Source organism: Xanthomonas arboricola (assembly GCF_002940665.1).
Lineage (GTDB): Bacteria > Pseudomonadota > Gammaproteobacteria > Xanthomonadales > Xanthomonadaceae > Xanthomonas > Xanthomonas arboricola_B.
On record NZ_MIGY01000003.1, the window covers coordinates 388,108 to 405,103 of the forward strand.

Consider the following 16,996-nt stretch of genomic DNA (forward strand, 5'->3'; position numbering starts at 1 on the left):
AATCGACAGGGTGCCCGCTGCAGATTGATTCTGCACGGCCGATATGAGGTCAATCCCTAACGCTGCCGCCGCATGTCGACCGAACTTAGAACCCAAGTCCCCTTCGCCGGAATGCAAGACACCGCGAGCGAGCTGCTTGAGCGTCTTGCCGAGCTGACGCCGCTGAAGACCTGGGTGCTTGCCGAGGTCAAAAACGATCACTGGATCATTCGTGGCTGCACCGACGCTTCCTTCGGGTTGAAGGTCGACCAGTTCTTGAGTTGGCACGAGTCGGTATGCCGCAGCATGATCGTCATGGGGGGCCCGCAGTTCGCTCCCGACTTGCAGAAAGTCGAACACCTGGCCCAGTCCGCCGTGGCGACACGGCTGGGTATCGCAAGCTATTTGGGCGTGCCCATTCGAATTCCTGGCAAAGTTGAGGGAATGCTGTGCGGACTGGACAACCGGGTCATCGAGGACAAACTGGATCACCTCTTGCCGCTGGTGGAAACATTTGGACGGGTGCTGGCCGGATCGTGGGCCCAGCACCTGGCCGAGGTCCAACCGCACCCCGCTGATCCGCATATCCTGCAAAACGTGCAGACGCTGACGGGCCTCTACGATCTCGGCACCTTCCGTGATCTCCTGCAAGCAGCGGCGGATCATCGCCATCGCAACGAGCCAGGCGGCGTATTGCTCTTTGACGTAGGCGCCAGCAACTCGGGCAATGGCGCCGAGTCAGAACAAGATGTGGCGGCGGCCATCGCCCTGCTGAAGCAAGCCACCCGTCCTCAGGACAGCCTGGCACACCTGGCGCGCGGAGAGTTCGCCCTGTTTCTGCCTGGCACCAGCGAAGCCGGGTTGGTGTCGGTCGCCCGGCGCATCCAGTCGTCCTTGAATGCAGAGGGGTTCAGCGCCCGATGGGGAGCCAGCTGGTTCAAGGAAATGCAGCAGCTCAACAACATCGATCAGCTCATCAAGGCAGGCTCCCTGCCGGGCGCCAGTCTGGCTGGAAGCGATGAGCACACGATCCCGGCGGCTGTCCCCGCAGGACCAGGCTAAGCCCTCAAAGGACGAGGGCACGCAGGGGCGCTGTCAGCGGAACCAGCAGCTGCGGGTCAGGAAAATACTTACAGGCATGTTCGCCTATTGCCGATAGCGGCTTGAGGTTTTTCCTTCAATGATGGCGTGTCACTCGGCGAGCATCGAGAGCCGATCGTCTGACACTGATGTTGGACGAACGTAGGTGCCTGCCCCATCAAGGAGGATCGCTATTGGGCGTCACCGCAGTTCGGCACGTGGGCGATTACCTGCTCACGGCCCACAGTATCCCGTGCGATGGAAAATTCCTGCCGGAGCTCCTGATTTCCAGGCCCGGCAGCATCACGTTGCACCGATGCCAACTCAGAAGTACCGCCTTTGCTGACCAACGCGACGCGTATGACTACGCCAAGCGCTGGATGGCTACATGCCATGTGTCGAGCACAGGCGCTGTCAGCCCCGCCTAGCAACAGAGGCAGGCCTACGATCGCTCATTCGTCTGCGGGAAGCAGCGCTCGCTGCGATCACTCCATGCCGCCAGCTGTTCGAGTGTGCAAACCTCGATCGGCTTCACCGTTGCCGATAAGCTTTTCTTTGCGCCAGCCTCGCCAAGGGTGACCATCGGCGGTCTCAGAAAACGCAGTAGCGACGCTCGGACCAAAGCACAAGACGCACCAGGTCGCCTGCTCCAGGCAATGCAGGTCATGCAAACGCAGATACGCAGCCTGATGTCCGCCCGGTCAAACATGGCCAAGCGCCACGATGAAGGCCAGACCGGCTTCCGCATGGATGCACAGGCCTTCCCGGGCGACTACGGCCGCATGGCCGAGGACACCAATGCCCTGGTGGCCTCCCACGTGGCCGTGCAGTCCAACCTTGCGCAGATCATGGGTCGCTATGCCATCGGCGAGCTGAGCGAGAGCATGGAGCGCCTGCCCGGTGAGAAGGCCGTGCTCTCCCAAACCATGGACGAGGTCGAGGCCAACCTGTCCGCCATGAGCATCGAGATCAAGCAACTGGCGCAGGCCGCCGCCAAAGGTGACTTCACGGCGCGCGGCGATGCCGATCGTTTCCAATACGATTTCCGCATCATGGTGGAGCGCTTGAACCTGCTCATGGCCACCGCAGAGAGCAACCTGCAATCGCTGTCCTCGCTGCTGCATTCCAGCGTGGCAGGAGACCTGACCGCGCGAATGACCGGCGAGTTCAAGGGTGTGTTCGCGCAGATGCGCAATGACGCCAATACCACCGCCGCACAGCTTGCGGAGATTGTCGGACGCGTGGGCCCAGGAACCTGGGCTCATTGGGTTCTGATACGACACATCATTCCGCAGGACCAAGCGATGGCAAACGCTTGTCCTGCATTGTCGTGTCCGCTATAAATTCGCTGAGCGGGTTTAACAGCACCGACATAGTGGCTAAGTAGGCTTGCTCCGCATGCCAGACCAGACGCAAGGCTACCGTTTGCGCATCAAAGGGCTTGAATGCAGAAACTCATAAGTGACCTGGAAGCCCTGCTGGCAGCCTGGGATGCGCAAGCAACAACTTTTGATTCGTGCGACATGCCGGCATCTGCACTTGCTTTTCGAGAGTGTCAGCGACGCTTGGGCCTGGTCTTGGCGTCGCATGCTCGGCACCCAGTTGCCCGTCAGAGTGACGTCAACTTTATTCTTTGAAAGGCTGCCGGGCTGGGCGGCACATTGTTCGGCCGAGGTCCAAGGCGTACTTAGCGACCCTGTGGCCACCCAAAGGTGGATGTGGGCTAGATATGAAACGGACCTGCCGAGAGCGTCGGCGAGCTCACCCTGACTCGGAACGCAATGAGTAGGCTAGCGAGGAGCATCACTGCCGCGGCAACGATGAGGACTGCAACGATGCCCCCCAGCCCGAACACCAGGCCGCCCAAAGCGGCCCCCGCCGCGATAGAGGACTGCACCGCGGCCACTACCATCCCGCCGGCGCTCTCGGCTTGGTCGGGCACCGCACGTGCGACCCAGCTCGACCAGGCAACGGGTACGCCACCGAAGGCCAGACCCCAGAGCGAGACAAGGATCGATAGCCCGCCAATACCCACCGGCAACAGGACCATGCCGAGAACGGCTACGCCAACCAGGGCAGGCATGATCACCAACGTCACTTTCAAACTGCGCTCCATGAGCCAGCCGGCCAGTAGTGTGCCGACAAAGTTCGCCACACCGAATCCGAGCAGAATCAGCGCCAGGCCGTCGGCGCTCATCTGCCCCAGGCTCTCCATCGTTGGGCGGATATAGGTAAACAGCGAATACTGACCGGTGTGCGCCAGAACGCAGCCCAGCATTCCGACCGTCACACCTGGTCGGCGCAAGAGCCCCACCACCGACTCTGGGAGTGCGGCCTTGCGCGGGGCCATTCGGGGCAGCGTGAACCACTGGAACGCAAAAGTGAGGCCACCTACCGCCGTCGCAGCCCAAAAGGCGCTGCGCCAGCCCAGCAGCCCGCCCAGGTAGCTCCCCAGCGGAACGGACACCACCGTGCCGACCGCAATCCCGCTGAAGATGATTGAAAGCGCGCGAGGCACGCGCTGTGGCGGCACCAACCGCATGGCAACGGCCGCTGCCATGCTCCAGAAACCACCCAGCGCGACGCCCAGAAGGACTCGCATCACCAGAAGAACACCCATGCTGGAAGACAACGCCACCAAGGCGTTGGACAGGAGCATCAAACCTGTGAAACTCAACAGCACCAGGCGCCTGTCCATCGAACGGGTCAGCCGAGGCACAAGCAGGCCAGCGAACAGGGCCACCACAGCAGTGACCGTCACTGCCTGACCGGCCAGCGCCTCCGACACACCCAGATCCGCCGCCATTGGCGTCAACAGGCTGGCAGGCAGGCAGGTATTCGGCCGTGAGCAGCCCAAAGACCCCCATGGCCAGCGAAAACACGGCCACCCATGCCGATGAAGACGGCTCCCCGCTGCCCCATGTCACCGGATCAGGCGCGTCTGCGACATCAACTACGTCATTACTCATCAAAGATCCCAGTGCAATCGTGCAGCCGAGAGTCTATGGAGCCAAGTCAGGATGATCTATGATTGTCCGACCTGTATTTTTGATCGAAACCCCTGGCTAACTCAATACGCCACGCGTCATCCCAGCCCAGCGATCTGATCAGCCAGCTGCTGACCGGCATGCGGTTACATGGCGTCCAATACCGACGCATTCAGACCGGGCCGACCTTTGGGCTTGGATTTCCCCTGAAGCCAGGGCATGCCTACTTCCACTACCTGGCGGTGGGCAATGCGATGCTTCGTAGCGCGGGCGGCAGCCAACACCTTCTAACCGCCGGGGATGTCGTGCTTCTTCCCCGCGGAGAAGGACACTCGTTGTTGTCTGGCGAGGACCATCCAGTCCAGTGCTTAGAAACGATAGACGCAGCCCCACTGGGTGACGCGGTGAGCGGCATCGACACGTGCCCGAGCACACATCCCGTGCCAAGCGCTGTGCTCTTCCACGGATGCATGGTGTTCGATCTAGGTGGCATGCATGGGTTAAGCACGTTGATGCCGACCGTGATGTTGGCCGATGGCAACGCCGCTCGGTTTCCTGGGCTGTTGCCGCTGGTCGACGCGATGAAGCGCGAGGTGTGCTCAGGACGTATTGGATTTGCTGGAATACTCGCCCGGCTGGCGGATGCAGTCGCCGCCATGATCGTCCGTGACTGGGTCGAGCGCGGTTGCGAAGGAGCCTCAGGCCTGGTCATGGCCATGCGCGACCCTCGTCTATCGCCGTCGTTGCTTGCCCTACACAAAGACCCCGGACGCGATTGGACCGTCGACGCACTGGCTGCAGAGTCAAACATTTCACGTTCTGTCTTTGCAGACCGGTTCCAGACCGTCATTGGAACCGCGCCCCTGCGTTACGTGACTGAGCTGCGAATGCAGTTGGCGAGTCAATGGTTGACTCAGCAAAGCCTGTCCATAGAGGTAGTGGCAGAGCGTCTCGGCTATGCGTCGCAGGCAGCATTTAGTCGCGCCTACAAACGCGTCATGGGGCACTCTCCTGGCGCGACTCGACGAGGACGACAACGCCAGCACTAGGACGCATTCCGAAACCCAACCCAACTTGCTAGTCCGCATCACGATTCCCCTTCTTTTGTCCGGTTGCCTCGCTTTCGCTCATGCGGATCGAAAGATGAAAGTGCCCGGCATGCCGGGGTGTCAAAACAGATCGCTCATTGCTAGCACCGGTCGGGACAGACCCCTCGCCCGTGATGCCCTCTACCTGGAATCCGGTGATCCACGGAATCGGCATGTAGATGTCCAAGATGCCGCGTTGCCGGTCATAGGACGGCTGATCCACGATGGTGGGGCGAACGGCAAAACGCTGAATGCCACGGAAGCGCTGCGCCCTTGCATCGAGGGCCGCCTCATACTTGCGCTCAATGGCCTCAGGCTGTTGAGCGGTGATGCCGTTGGGGCCGTTCCGCTTCGTATCGATCAGCCACTCGCCATATCAAGCGCTGCTCTCGCTCGGTCTTGCTCAACCGGTAGCTGGACCGCGTCGACGCAGTCAGCCTCGCGTCGCAGGTGTGGTAGCCGCCGAGGCCGTGGACGCCAACCCGGCGCGGATGTGTTACGCGCCCGCCAGCTCGTCCTTATCGAGCTCCCAGTAAGTGCAAGCCGGGTCGAGATACAGGCTCTTGGCCCTTTCCCTTGATGCCCGCGGAGCCCCGATGATGGCCGCCCAATCTGCTGAAGAAGATTTCCCCTGTCCTGCGCTTGCACTGCCATGCTTGCTGCCAGGACGCACGCGCCCGTGACTGCAGCCCACTGCTTCTTCATGGCCTCGACCCGATGGCCAAGCGCCCACTGGGCCCCATGGCCGGCACCCTCTCGACGGACAGCTCAAGGATTTGCCGGTGGGTGAGCTTAAACTTGAGTCCGCGCCGACTTGAGGCAGCCCCTGGTTGCGTCGCAACATCCTGTTCCATTCCAACGCCTCGTCCGTTTCGTCGCAACATCGCTTCACTCGTTTAGAGGGTCGTCGCACCAGCGCCGCAACACAATTTACCGTTACTCGCCGCTACCGACCCTGATCGACCGCCACATCCCGGAAGAACATTTCTTGCAAAACACTGACACAAAAGAAAAAACCAAGAACGCGAGCGGGGCTGTAGAGCACACACCCCTGATGAAGCAATTTTTCGCCGCCAAGTCGGACTACCCCGACCTGCTGCTGTTCTTCCGCATGGGCGATTTCTACGAGCTGTTCTACGACGATGCGCGCAAGGCCGCACGGCTGCTCGACATCACCCTGACCCAGCGCGGCAGTTCCGGCGGTGCGCCGATCCCGATGGCGGGCGTGCCGGTGCATGCCTACGAGGGCTATCTGGCGCGGCTGGTGGCGTTGGGCGAGTCGGTGGCGATCTGCGAACAGATCGGCGACCCGGCGCTGGCCAAGGGCCTGGTCGAGCGCAAGGTGGTGCGCATCGTCACCCCGGGAACGGTCACCGACGAGGCGCTGCTGGACGAGCGCCGCGACACCTTGCTGATGGCGATCGCGCGCAGCAAGCAAGGCTATGGCCTGGCCTGGGCCGATCTGGCCGGCGGGCGTTTTCTGGTCAACGAAGTGGACAGCGTGGACGCGCTGGAAGCGGAAATCGCACGCCTGGAACCGGCCGAGCTGCTGGTGCCCGACGAAGACAACTGGCCGGAGTTCCTGCGCGGCCGCGTCGGCGTGCGGCGGCGGCCGCCGTGGTTGTTCGACGCCGACAGCGGCCGGCGCCAGCTGCTGGCGTTCTTCAAGTTGCATGACCTGTCCGGCTTCGGCATCGACGACAAGCCCTGCGCCACCGCGGCGGCTGGCGCGCTGCTGGGCTATGTCGAGGAAACCCAGAAACAGCGACTGCCGCATCTGACCTCCATCGCCATGGAAGTGGCCAGCGAGGCGATCTCGATGAACGCGGCCACGCGCCGGCATCTGGAGCTGGACACACGCGTCGATGGCGACACCCGCAACACCTTGCTCGGGGTGCTGGACAGCACGGTCACGCCGATGGGCGGGCGCCTGCTGCGGCGCTGGCTGCACCGCCCACTGCGGCTGCGCGAGGTGCTGGTACAGCGCCACCACGCGGTCGGCAGCCTGATCGACAGCGGCGCCGATACCGACGTGCGCGAGGCCTTCCGCGCGCTCGGCGATCTGGAACGCATCCTGACCCGCGTGGCCCTGCGCTCGGCGCGCCCACGGGATTTTTCCACCTTGCGCGATGGCCTGGCGCTGTTGCCGAAGGTGCGCGCGATCCTCGCGCCACTGGATTCGCCGCGCCTGCAGACGCTGTGTGCCGAACTCGGCGAGCACGATGCCACCGCGCACCTGTTGATCAGCGCGGTGGCCGAACAGCCACCGCTCAAGCTCAGCGACGGTGGCGTGATCGCCACCGGCTACGACGCCGATCTGGACGAGTTGCGCCGCCTGTCCACCAATGCCGATCAATTCCTGATCGACCTGGAACAGCGCGAACGCGCCAGCAGCGGCATCGCCACGCTCAAGGTCGGCTACAACCGCGTGCATGGCTACTACATCGAGATCAGCAAGGGCCAGGCCGAGAAGGCCCCGCTGCACTACAGCCGCCGGCAGACGCTGACCAACGCCGAGCGCTACATCACCGAAGAACTCAAGAGCTTCGAGGACAAGGTGCTGTCGGCGCGCGAGCGCTCGTTGTCACGCGAAAAGCTGCTGTATGAAGGCCTGCTCGACGCACTCGGCGACGAGCTGGAAGGCCTCAAGCGTTGCGCGAGTGCATTGAGCGAGCTCGACGTGCTGGCCGGATTTGCAGAACGCGCGCAGGCACTGGATTGGTCACGTCCGGAACTGGACAGCACAGCCTGCCTGCGTATCGAACGCGGCCGCCACCCGGTGGTGGAGGCGGTGCGCGACCAACCGTTCGAACCCAACGATCTGGAGTTGCATGCCGACCGTCGCATGCTGGTCATCACCGGCCCCAACATGGGCGGCAAGTCCACCTACATGCGCCAGAACGCGCTGATCGTGCTGCTGGCGCACATCGGCAGCTTCGTGCCGGCCGCGCGCGCGGTGATCGGCCCGATCGACCGCATCCTCACCCGCATCGGCGCCGGCGACGACCTGGCCCGGGGCCAGTCCACCTTTATGGTCGAGATGGCCGAGACCAGCTACATCCTGCACCACGCCAGCGCGCAGTCGCTGGTGTTGATGGACGAGATCGGCCGCGGCACCTCCACCTACGACGGCCTGGCGCTGGCCGATGCGGTGGCGCGCCACCTGGCGCACAGCAACCGTTGCTACACGCTGTTCGCCACGCACTATTTCGAGCTCACCGCGCTGGCCGACGAATCGCATGCCGGCGGGCCAGCGGCATCGCCAACGTGCACCTGGACGCGGTCGAGCACGGCGAGCGGCTGGTGTTCATGCATGCGGTCAAGGACGGCCCGGCCAACCGCAGCTTCGGCCTGCAGGTGGCCGCGCTGGCCGGCCTGCCCAAGGCGACGGTGGCACAGGCGCGGCGGCGCCTGGCCGAGCTGGAGCAGCGCGGCGGCGAGAGCCATGCCTCGGAGATGGCGCCGCAGGCGCTGGACGCGCCGCAGCAGTTCGGGCTGTTCGCGCCGCAGGCCAGCGCCGCGCAGGAAGCGCTCGCGGCGCTGGACCCCGACGAGCTGAGCCCCAAGCAGGCGCTGGAGGCGCTATACCGGCTCAAGGCGCTGCTGTGACACCCCGGCCTGCGGTCCGCGCAGGCCGGCCGCTCACACCGGGGCGACCGGCAGGTGCGGGTTCGGATGCGCGGCGAGCAGGCCGTCGTCGATGGCCTGGGCGCGCCGCGCCGCCGGCCGCGTGCCGTGGCGCTGTGCGAAGGCCATGAAGGCCGGGCGCGGGGCCAGCGCGCCGATGCGCAGGTAGAAACCCAGGCAGGCGGCGACATACAGATCGACCGCGGTGAAATGCTCGCCGGCCAGGTGTTCGCGGCCCTCGAGTGCGGTTTCGAGCGTGTGCAGCAGATCCGCCTCGTTGCCGTAACCGGCACTGTGCGACGGCGCCAGGGTGCCGCTCTGCCGGGCGGTCAGCAGCGCCTCGAACGGGCCGGCCATGAACATCAGCCAGCGGTAGTACGGCCCGCGCGCGGCCGATCCGGGCGGCGGCGCCAGCTGCCGCTCCGGCACCTGCTCGGCCAGGTAGGCGCAGATCGCGGCGTTCTCGGTCACCACGGTGTCGCCGTGCACCAGCGCAGGCACCTTGCCCATCGGATTGATCGCCCGATAGGCCGGCGTCTTCATGTCCGCGCCGTAGTCGAGGATCTCGTGCCGGTACGGCAGACCGGTTTCCTCCAGCATCCAGCGCGCAACGCGGCCGCGCGACAGGGGGTGGGTGTACAGCACGTAATCGATGGCCATGGCCGGGTTCCGCTGGGAAGGGACGCCAGTGTGGGCGACCCTTGCTGACACCCGCTGTCAGCAGCCGACGCCGTGGCCGGTTGCCGCGCGCCAGCGCTGGATCAGCAGCGGGCGGCGCGAGGGATAGCGCTCGCCGCCGTCGGCCAGCGCCCGCACCCGGTCGGCGCGGAAGTGGCGGAAATCGCCGCGCAGCTCGCACCAGGCGGCGATCATGCCGTGGCCGCCCAGAAAGGCCATCGCGAATGGCCAGATCTGCCGCTGCGACACCTGGCCACCGACATCGACATACTTCATCCGCAGCACGTGTTCGCGCCGTATGCCACGGCGCAGGACCGGCAACCACGGTGCCGGCGGCGGCGCGTCCCCGAGGTCCGGCACCAGCAGGCCGCTGGTCTCGATCGCCAGCCGCAGGTCGGCCGGCAGCGTGGCGGCGATCCGCGCGGTCGCACGCTGCGCCGCCTGCGCCAGTTCCGGATCGGCCTGGCGCGCGACCCAGCGTGCGCCCAGCGTGAGCGCTTCCAGCTCGTCGGCGGTGAAGTTCAGCGCCGGCAGCAGGAAGCCGGGGCGCAGCGTATAGCCCACCCCGGGGTCGCCGAGGATGTCGGCGCCCTGCGCACGCAGGGTCGCGATGTCGCGGTAGAGCGTACGCAGGCTGACCCCGAGCGCATCGGCCAGATCCGCGCCAACGACCGGCCGGCGGCGCCCGCGCAGGGCATCGAGCAGGTGCAGCAGACGGGTGGCGCGCACAGTCATCGCGACAGCATAAGGGCTTTTGCTCCCTTCCTAACCGGCGGCGGCGTAGTGTGCGCACGAACGACCCCAGACCCAGGAATGGTTTCCATGAGCACCTCTCTGACCCAGGAACTGAGCACGCAGCTGCAGGGCGCGCCGGTGCAGCAGATCGCCGATCGCCTCGGCGTCGACCCGGCGCAGGCGCAACGCGCGGTCGCCACCGCCCTGCCGCTGCTGCTGGCGGCGCTGGGCCGCAACGCGCAGCAACCGGAAGGCGCCCAGGCCCTGCTAGGCGCGCTGCAGCGCGACCACGCACCGGCCGCCGCCGCCGGCAACGGGCTCGGCGGCCTGCTCGGGAGCGTGCTCGGCGGCGGTGGCGCGCAGGCCGATGGCGCCGGCATCCTCGGCCACGTCTTCGGCGGCCAGGCGCCGCAGGCCAGTGCCGGGCTCGGCCAGGCTACCGGCCTGGACACCCCAGCGCTCCGGCCAGCTGCTGCAGATCCTGGCGCCGATCGTGCTGGCGTTCCTGGCGCGGCGCTTCCTCGGCGGCGGCGGCACCGCCGATGCCGGACAACTCGGCCAGGCGCTCGGCCAGGAGCGGCAGCAGGTCCATGCCGACAGCGGCCTGTCCGACCTACTGGGCAGCGTGTTCGACCAGGACGGCGACGGCAAGCTCGGCGTCGGCGACCTGCTCAAGCTGGGCGGCGGGCTGTTCGGCAAGCGCTGAGGCACCGCCGCTGCCTGGACGCTTCGCCGCAGCACGCCGACGGGTGCGGCATCGCTTTCGATGCCGCGCGGTTCGGCTTGCCCATGGGGCAATCGGGGGCGCGGTGGCCGTGATGCCGGCGACGCGAAAGCGTTCGACAGGGTCGCATGATCGATGCGCAGCGGCCAGGCCGAGTGCCCCGCAAGCAAGCCGCATGACGATTGAGGCCATCTATCGCAGTATTTTCATCAATCAATTTTATCAACCGCTTGGTTACCGATAGTCTGCCTCTACCGAAACCGGTCCGGTTCCGCTCCACGTCCGCTCCGTCGTCCCGCCCTCAGGGCGCCGCCGCAGGGAGCCGCCGGGCGAATCCAGGCCAGTCTTTTTCCGGCGTCCGTCCCGTTACCCGGGCCGCGCCCCGCGCAACGAAGGTAGAGAGCGATGACCACCGAAGCCAAATGCCCGTTCAATCACACCGTCGTCGGCAACGGCACCACCAACAAGGACTGGTGGCCGCAGCAGTTGCGCGTCGACCTGCTGAACCAGCACTCCGCGCGCTCCAATCCGTTTGATGCGGCGTTCGACTACGCCAAGGCCTTCGCGGCCCTGGACCTGGAGGCGCTCAAGCGCGACCTGCATGCGCTGATGACCGACTCGCAGGACTGGTGGCCGGCCGACTTCGGCCATTACGGCCCGCTGTTCGTGCGCATGGCCTGGCATAGCGCCGGCACTTATCGCATCGGCGACGGGCGTGGCGGTGGCGGTCGTGGCCAGCAGCGTTTCGCACCGCTCAACAGCTGGCCGGACAATGTCAGCCTGGACAAGGCGCGCCGGCTGCTGTGGCCGATCAAGCAGAAGTACGGCCAGGCGATTTCCTGGGCCGACCTGATGATCCTCACCGGCAACGTCGCGCTGGAAAGCATGGGCTTCAAGACCTTCGGCTTTGCCGGTGGCCGCGAAGACACCTGGGAACCGGATCAGGACCTGTACTGGGGCCGCGAAACCAAGTGGCTGGGCGGCGACGAGCGCTACTCGCGCGGCTCGCCGGGCGTGGACGAAGCGCACGGCGTGCTGGTGAAGGACGACGACAGCGAAGTGCCGCACACCCGCGATCTGGAAAATCCGCTGGCGGCCGTGCAGATGGGCCTGATCTACGTCAACCCGGAAGGCCCGGACGGCAAGCCCGACCCGGTCGCCGCCGCGCGCGACATCCGCGACACCTTCGCGCGCATGGCGATGAACGACGAAGAGACCGTGGCGCTGATCGCCGGCGGCCACACCTTCGGCAAGACGCACGGCGCCGGCCCGGCCGACAACGTCGGTGCCGAGCCGGAAGCCGGCGAGCTGGAGAGCCAGGGCCTGGGCTGGCACAACCGCTACGGCAGCGGCAAGGGCGCCGACACCATCACCAGCGGCCTGGAAGTCACCTGGACCACCACCCCGGCGCAGTGGAGCAACGACTTCTTCGACCATCTGTTCAAGTTTGAGTGGGAACTGAGCAAGAGCCCGGCCGGTGCGCACCAGTGGGTGGCCACAAATGCCGACGCCATCATTCCCGACGCGCACGATGCAGCGAAGACGCATCGGCCGACCATGCTGACCACCGATCTGGCGCTGCGTTTCGACCCGGCCTATGAGGCCATCTCGCGTCGCTTCCACGAACACCCGGACCAGTTCGCCGACGCCTTCGCCCGCGCCTGGTTCAAGCTCACCCACCGCGACATGGGCCCGCGCTCGCGTTACCTGGGCGCCGAGGTGCCGAGCGAAGAATTGCTGTGGCAGGACCCGGTGCCGGCCGTCGACCACCCGCTGGTCGATGCGCAGGACGCCGCCGCCCTCAAGCAGACCATCCTCGATTCCGGCCTGAGCGTGGCGCAGTTGGTGTCCACCGCGTGGGCCTCGGCATCGACCTTCCGCGGTTCGGACAAGCGTGGCGGCGCCAACGGCGCACGCATCCGTCTGGCACCGCAGAAGGATTGGCAGGCCAACCAGCCCGCGCAGCTTGCACAGGTGCTGGGCACGCTGGAACGTATCCGGGCCGACTTCAACGGCGCGCAGGCGGGCGGCAAGCAGATCTCGCTGGCCGACCTGATCGTGCTGGCCGGTAATGCCGCGGTCGAACGTGCCGCACAGGCCGCTGGTCACAGCGTCACCGTGCCGTTCGCACCCGGCCGCACCGATGCCTCGCAGGAGCAGACCGATGTCGAATCGTTCGCGGTGCTGGAACCGGTGGCCGATGGCTTCCGCAACTACGCCAAGCAGCGCTATGCGGTGCCCGCGGAGGCATTGCTGATCGACAAGGCACAGCTGCTGACGCTGACCGCGCCCGAGTTGACCGTGCTGGTCGGCGGCCTGCGCGTGCTCGGCGCCAATGTCGGCGACTCCAGCCATGGCGTGTTCACCACCCGCCCCGGCGTGCTGAGCAACGACTTCTTCGCCAACCTGCTCGACATGCGCACCGAGTGGAAAGCCACCTCCGAATCGAAGCAGGTCTACGAAGGCCGCGACCGCAGCACCGGTGAAGCCAAGTGGACCGGCACGCGCGTGGATCTGGTGTTCGGTTCCAACTCGATCCTGCGTGCGGTGGCCGAGGTCTATGCCAGTGCCGATGCACAGGAGAAGTTCGTCCAGGACTTCGTCGCCGCCTGGACCAAGGTGATGCAGCTGGATCGTTTCGATCTGGCGTGAGTTGCAAGGCGCACGCCCTCGTGCGTGCGCCTGCAGCAGTGTTGAACCACACGCAACAGATCGACTCGGCACTGAAGACGTCAGTGGAGCGGCGGGTCTGCGGTTTGACTGCAAGGCCCTTGCCCGCCCACCACCGCAGGACACGCCGCAAGTACGTCCATGTAGGCTCTTACGCGGCATCCATGCCGCGTAAGGTCCCGCGACGGTGAGCGGACAAGGACCCGTCGAGATGGTCGGTGTGCATGGTTGAGAGCAGAGCATCACGAACGGCGCTTCCCCCGCGATGGAGAAGCGCCGTTTTTATTGATTGAACAACATGACGGATGCCAAGGCGTTTCTTGTTTCCGTCAGTCGATTCGCAGCGAATAGCCCGCGCAGTGCTACAACGCGTCGATATCGCCCAGCGCGTTGATCAGCCGGCGTGCGCGCTTGTCCGGCTTGCCCTCGGGTGCGCGATAGCCGGTGCGTTCGGCGGCGCGCTGCAGCCGCCATTGCGCACGCGCCTCGCGTGAGGCATCGCTTTCCACGTACAGCATCTGTGCGACCGGCGCCGGGCCACGCACATCGCTCAGCGCGGCGACGGTGATTTCGAAGATCTCGCCGCCGCGGTCGATGCGCAGCTGCTCGCCGCTGCGCAGCGTGCGCGAGGGCTTGGGCCGCTGGCCGGCGACGTCCACCTTGCCGTTGTCCACCGCCGTCTTGGCCAGGCTGCGCGTCTTGAAGAAGCGCGCCGCCCACAGCCAGACATCCAGCCTGACCGTCGTCGCTCGTTCCACCAGTTGAGTCATTGCGTTGTGCTTGCTGTCGGTTCCAAAGGGCTGCGGGCCGCTGCCGTGATCGCCACTGTATCGGCGCGTCGCAACGGGCTGCGTTGAGCGGGAAATATCTGGGCAAGCCCGCTGTAACTCAAGCGTCGCTGCCGTCTAAGTACAGCCTACCTTCCACACTCTGGCTGACTCATACAGACTGACCCGCACAGCGTGCGTCGGGTCATCGGCCTGGCGGCTTCACGCTCCTGCGGCAGTTGCTATTTGCCTGGCGACAGCGCGCCTCACACCTGCCAGTGCTAGTGTTCGCAGCTTCTGCACCACGGCCCGTCTGCGATGCCCAAATCCGCTGTCCTGACCGAAGGCCCGATCGGCAGGAATCTGCTGCTGTTCGCGATGCCGATCCTTGCGGGGAACATCGCGCAATCGCTCAATGGCTCGATCAATGCGATCTGGGTGGGCCGCTACCTCGGCGAGGCGGCACTGACTGCGGCGGCCAATGCCAACAGCATCATGTTCTTCCTGATCGGCTCGGTGTTCGGCATCGGCATGGCCTCGACCATCCTGATCGGCCAGGCGATGGGCGCGCGCGACATCGCACAGGCGCGCAGGGTGATGGGCACCAGCGCCAGTTTCTTCGGCGGGCTGTCGGCGCTGATCGCGGTGCTCGGCTGGTTTCTGGCGCCGCATCTGTTGACCGCCATGGGCACGCCACCGGCATCGCAGACGCTGGCCGAGGAGTACCTGCGGGTGATCTTCCTGGCGATGCCGCTGATCTATGTGTTTGCGTTCCTGTCGGCGGCACTGCGCGGTACCGGCGATGCCCGCACGCCGTTCCGCTTCTTGCTGGTGTCGGTGGTGCTAGACATTGTGTTCAACCCGCTGCTGATCTTCGGTCTGGGTCCGTTCCCGGCGCTGGGCATCGCCGGTGCGGCCTGGGCCACGTTGCTGGCACAGGCGGTGGCACTGGGCGGTTTGCTGCTGTATCTGCGCAGCAAACGCCATGTGCTGTGGCTGGGGCGCGCCGATCTGCACCTATTCCGCATCGCGCCGGCGATCCTGCGCGCGCTCATCGTCAAAGGCGTGCCGATGGGCCTGCAAATGGTGCTGATTTCGCTGGCCATGATCGCGATGATGACGCTGGTCAACGGCTTCGGTACCGACACCGCAGCCGCCTACGGCGCGGCGCTGCAGCTGTGGACGTATGTGCAGATGCCGGCGATGGCGCTGGGCGCGGCGTGTTCGACGATGGCCGCGCAGAACGTGGGCGCCGGCTTGTGGACGCGCGTGGATGCAACCGCACGCACCGGCATCGTGGCCAACTTCCTGATGACCGGCGTGCTGATCGGGCTGCTGATCGTGTTCGATCGCTGGACGCTGGCGCTGTTCCTGCCCAGCGACAGCCCGACGCTGGAGGTGGCGCGGCATCTCAATCACATCGGTATCTGGTCGTTCCTGCTGTTCGGCGTGAGCTTTGTGGTTTCCGGCGTGGTGCGGGCCACCGGTGCGGTGATCCCGCCGCTGCTTATCCTGGCGTTCGGTCTGTGGGGCGTGCGCGTGCCGCTGGCAAACGCCTTGATTCCGCATCTGGGAGCCGACGGCATCTGGTGGAGCCTTCCGATCAGCTCGCTGTGTTCGATGCTGCTGTCGCTGGCGTATTACCGCTGGGGCGGCTGGCGCAAGGCACGCATGCTGACCACGCCGGCAGATCCTGCGGAACTGGCCGCCGCCGCCGAAGTGCAGGCGCATCCGGCCTCGCCGGTTGCCGACACCGCGCCCATCGCAGGCGCGCCGCAGCCCCGGCGGCACTGACGTCCGCTGGCCCAGCCGGGTAGCGCGCTGTCACACCGGCCGACATCACGCGCGAAAGCAGGAGCCGGACGCCGTGTCGAGATGATCGATGCAGCGCGGACGCTCGTGCGTAATCGGCCGGGCCCCACTGGCGCAACCGCTTACCGGCGCGCTACAGGGAGGTCCCGCCCACTGCGCAGCAACCGCGCGCTCACGTGCAAACCCATGAGCATCGCGTACGCACAACTGGCGAATCGCTAATCTCGATTCCCGATTCCCCAATCCCGATTCCCACAACGCAAACGGCCGCCCGAAGGCGGCCGTCTGGCAACAGCAGGACAAGCCTGCCAGTGACTTACTCAGCCTTGGCAGCAGCCTGGCGAGCAGCCTTGGCCTGTGCAGCGGCGGCCAGATCTTCCTTGATGCGGGCAGCCTTGCCTTCCAGACCACGCAGGTAGTACAGCTTGCCGGCGCGCACCTTACCGCGACGCTTCACTTCGACCGAGTCGATGATGGCGCTGTGGGTCTGGAACACGCGCTCGACGCCGAAGCCGTGCGAGATCTTGCGCACGGTGAAAGCGGAGTTCAGGCCGGCGTTCTTGGTACCGATCACGACGCCCTCATAGGCCTGCACGCGCTCGCGGTTGCCTTCCTTCACCTTGACGTTCACCACGACGGTGTCGCCCTGGTTGAACTCGGGAAGCTTGCGCTGAATCTGGGCGGCTTCGAAGTCAGCCAGGATGGTCTTGTTGAGTTTGCTCATAATGGGCACCGCGTGTCTGGTGATATTGGACCGGCAGTCGCCGCACGGCGATTGCTCGAGGTTCGTAGGAGGACCAGACGCAAGGCTGGCCAGCAAGCCGCATATTGTACCCCAATCGATAGTGC

At 65.6% G+C, this 16,996-nt stretch carries 10 protein-coding genes and 3 pseudogenes; 8 read left to right on the forward strand and 5 right to left on the reverse strand.

Annotated elements, in window-relative coordinates; genetic code table 11:
* The first annotated feature begins 72 nt into the window (after positions 1 to 72).
* The 3 genes and pseudogenes from XarjCFBP7645_RS15290 to XarjCFBP7645_RS21975 all read left to right on the forward strand — a co-directional run bounded on the left by XarjCFBP7645_RS15290 (position 73) and on the right by XarjCFBP7645_RS21975 (position 2,696).
* A complete protein-coding gene (locus XarjCFBP7645_RS15290) occupies positions 73 to 1,041 on the forward strand; it encodes a GGDEF domain-containing protein (protein WP_146096351.1) in 969 nt (322 codons plus the stop codon).
* A 638-nt stretch (positions 1,042 to 1,679) separates the two neighbouring features.
* Positions 1,680 to 2,303, forward strand: a pseudogene (locus XarjCFBP7645_RS15295) (methyl-accepting chemotaxis protein); the annotation flags it as partial.
* A 201-nt stretch (positions 2,304 to 2,504) separates the two neighbouring features.
* Entirely contained in the window at positions 2,505 to 2,696 is a 192-nt protein-coding gene (locus XarjCFBP7645_RS21975) for a hypothetical protein (protein WP_104538207.1), read from the forward strand.
* Positions 2,697 to 2,782: 86 nt separating this feature from the next.
* On the opposite strand, the gene XarjCFBP7645_RS15305 is transcribed toward XarjCFBP7645_RS21975, so the two are convergent.
* The gene (locus tag XarjCFBP7645_RS15305; RefSeq protein ID WP_343125445.1) at positions 2,783 to 3,916 is read right to left on the reverse strand and encodes an MFS transporter; all 1,134 of its coding nucleotides are present in this window, start codon (positions 3,914 to 3,916) and stop codon (positions 2,783 to 2,785) included.
* A gap of 249 nt (positions 3,917 to 4,165) precedes the next feature.
* On the opposite strand from XarjCFBP7645_RS15305, the gene XarjCFBP7645_RS15310 reads away from it, so the two are divergent.
* Entirely contained in the window at positions 4,166 to 5,095 is a 930-nt protein-coding gene (locus XarjCFBP7645_RS15310; RefSeq protein ID WP_258079591.1) for an AraC family transcriptional regulator, read from the forward strand.
* A 1,093-nt stretch (positions 5,096 to 6,188) separates the two neighbouring features.
* A pseudogene (gene mutS, locus XarjCFBP7645_RS15320) lies at positions 6,189 to 8,743 on the forward strand (DNA mismatch repair protein MutS).
* Between the two features lie 33 nt (positions 8,744 to 8,776).
* Here mutS and XarjCFBP7645_RS15325 read toward each other — a convergent pair.
* Together XarjCFBP7645_RS15325 and XarjCFBP7645_RS15330 are read right to left on the reverse strand one after the other, a co-directional pair.
* Complete coding sequence (locus XarjCFBP7645_RS15325; protein WP_104538209.1) at positions 8,777 to 9,421, reverse strand: glutathione S-transferase family protein; 645 nt, start codon at positions 9,419 to 9,421, stop codon at positions 8,777 to 8,779.
* 57 nt (positions 9,422 to 9,478) lie between these two features.
* Positions 9,479 to 10,174 carry a helix-turn-helix transcriptional regulator gene (locus XarjCFBP7645_RS15330; RefSeq protein WP_104538210.1) on the reverse strand — a complete coding sequence of 232 codons (696 nt, stop codon included), beginning with the start codon at positions 10,172 to 10,174 and terminating at the stop codon, positions 9,479 to 9,481.
* A 78-nt stretch (positions 10,175 to 10,252) separates the two neighbouring features.
* On the opposite strand from XarjCFBP7645_RS15330, the pseudogene XarjCFBP7645_RS15335 reads away from it, so the two are divergent.
* Together XarjCFBP7645_RS15335 and katG are read left to right on the forward strand one after the other, a co-directional pair.
* Positions 10,253 to 10,880, forward strand: a pseudogene (locus XarjCFBP7645_RS15335) (DUF937 domain-containing protein).
* 423 nt (positions 10,881 to 11,303) lie between these two features.
* A complete protein-coding gene (katG, locus tag XarjCFBP7645_RS15340; RefSeq protein ID WP_104538211.1) occupies positions 11,304 to 13,550 on the forward strand; it encodes a catalase/peroxidase HPI in 2,247 nt (748 codons plus the stop codon).
* Positions 13,551 to 13,930: 380 nt separating this feature from the next.
* Here katG and XarjCFBP7645_RS15345 read toward each other — a convergent pair whose 3' ends face one another.
* Positions 13,931 to 14,338 carry an RNA-binding S4 domain-containing protein gene (locus XarjCFBP7645_RS15345; protein ID WP_104538212.1) on the reverse strand — a complete coding sequence of 136 codons (408 nt, stop codon included), beginning with the start codon at positions 14,336 to 14,338 and terminating at the stop codon, positions 13,931 to 13,933.
* 315 nt (positions 14,339 to 14,653) lie between these two features.
* On the opposite strand from XarjCFBP7645_RS15345, the gene XarjCFBP7645_RS15350 reads away from it, so the two are divergent.
* Positions 14,654 to 16,129 (forward strand): MATE family efflux transporter, encoded by a 1,476-nt coding sequence (locus tag XarjCFBP7645_RS15350; RefSeq protein ID WP_104538213.1) that lies wholly within the window; start codon positions 14,654 to 14,656, stop codon positions 16,127 to 16,129.
* Between the two features lie 334 nt (positions 16,130 to 16,463).
* Here the strand turns inward: XarjCFBP7645_RS15350 and rplS are convergent, their stop codons facing one another.
* On the reverse strand, positions 16,464 to 16,871 hold the full coding sequence (gene rplS / locus XarjCFBP7645_RS15355) for a 50S ribosomal protein L19 (protein ID WP_005989873.1): 408 nt from the start codon (positions 16,869 to 16,871) through the stop codon (positions 16,464 to 16,466).
* Positions 16,872 to 16,996 lie beyond the last annotated feature (125 nt).

Coding starts and splice junctions, on each gene's coding strand:
- XarjCFBP7645_RS15290 (WP_146096351.1), top strand. CDS start 73: ATGTCGACCGAACTTAGAACCCAAGTCCCCTTCGCCGGAATGCAAGAC.
- XarjCFBP7645_RS21975 (WP_104538207.1), top strand. CDS start 2,505: ATGCAGAAACTCATAAGTGACCTGGAAGCCCTGCTGGCAGCCTGGGAT.
- XarjCFBP7645_RS15350 (WP_104538213.1), top strand. CDS start 14,654: ATGCCCAAATCCGCTGTCCTGACCGAAGGCCCGATCGGCAGGAATCTG.
- rplS (WP_005989873.1), bottom strand. CDS start 16,871: ATGAGCAAACTCAACAAGACCATCCTGGCTGACTTCGAAGCCGCCCAG.
- katG (WP_104538211.1), top strand. CDS start 11,304: ATGACCACCGAAGCCAAATGCCCGTTCAATCACACCGTCGTCGGCAAC.
- XarjCFBP7645_RS15330 (WP_104538210.1), bottom strand. CDS start 10,174: ATGACTGTGCGCGCCACCCGTCTGCTGCACCTGCTCGATGCCCTGCGC.
- XarjCFBP7645_RS15345 (WP_104538212.1), bottom strand. CDS start 14,338: ATGACTCAACTGGTGGAACGAGCGACGACGGTCAGGCTGGATGTCTGG.
- XarjCFBP7645_RS15325 (WP_104538209.1), bottom strand. CDS start 9,421: ATGGCCATCGATTACGTGCTGTACACCCACCCCCTGTCGCGCGGCCGC.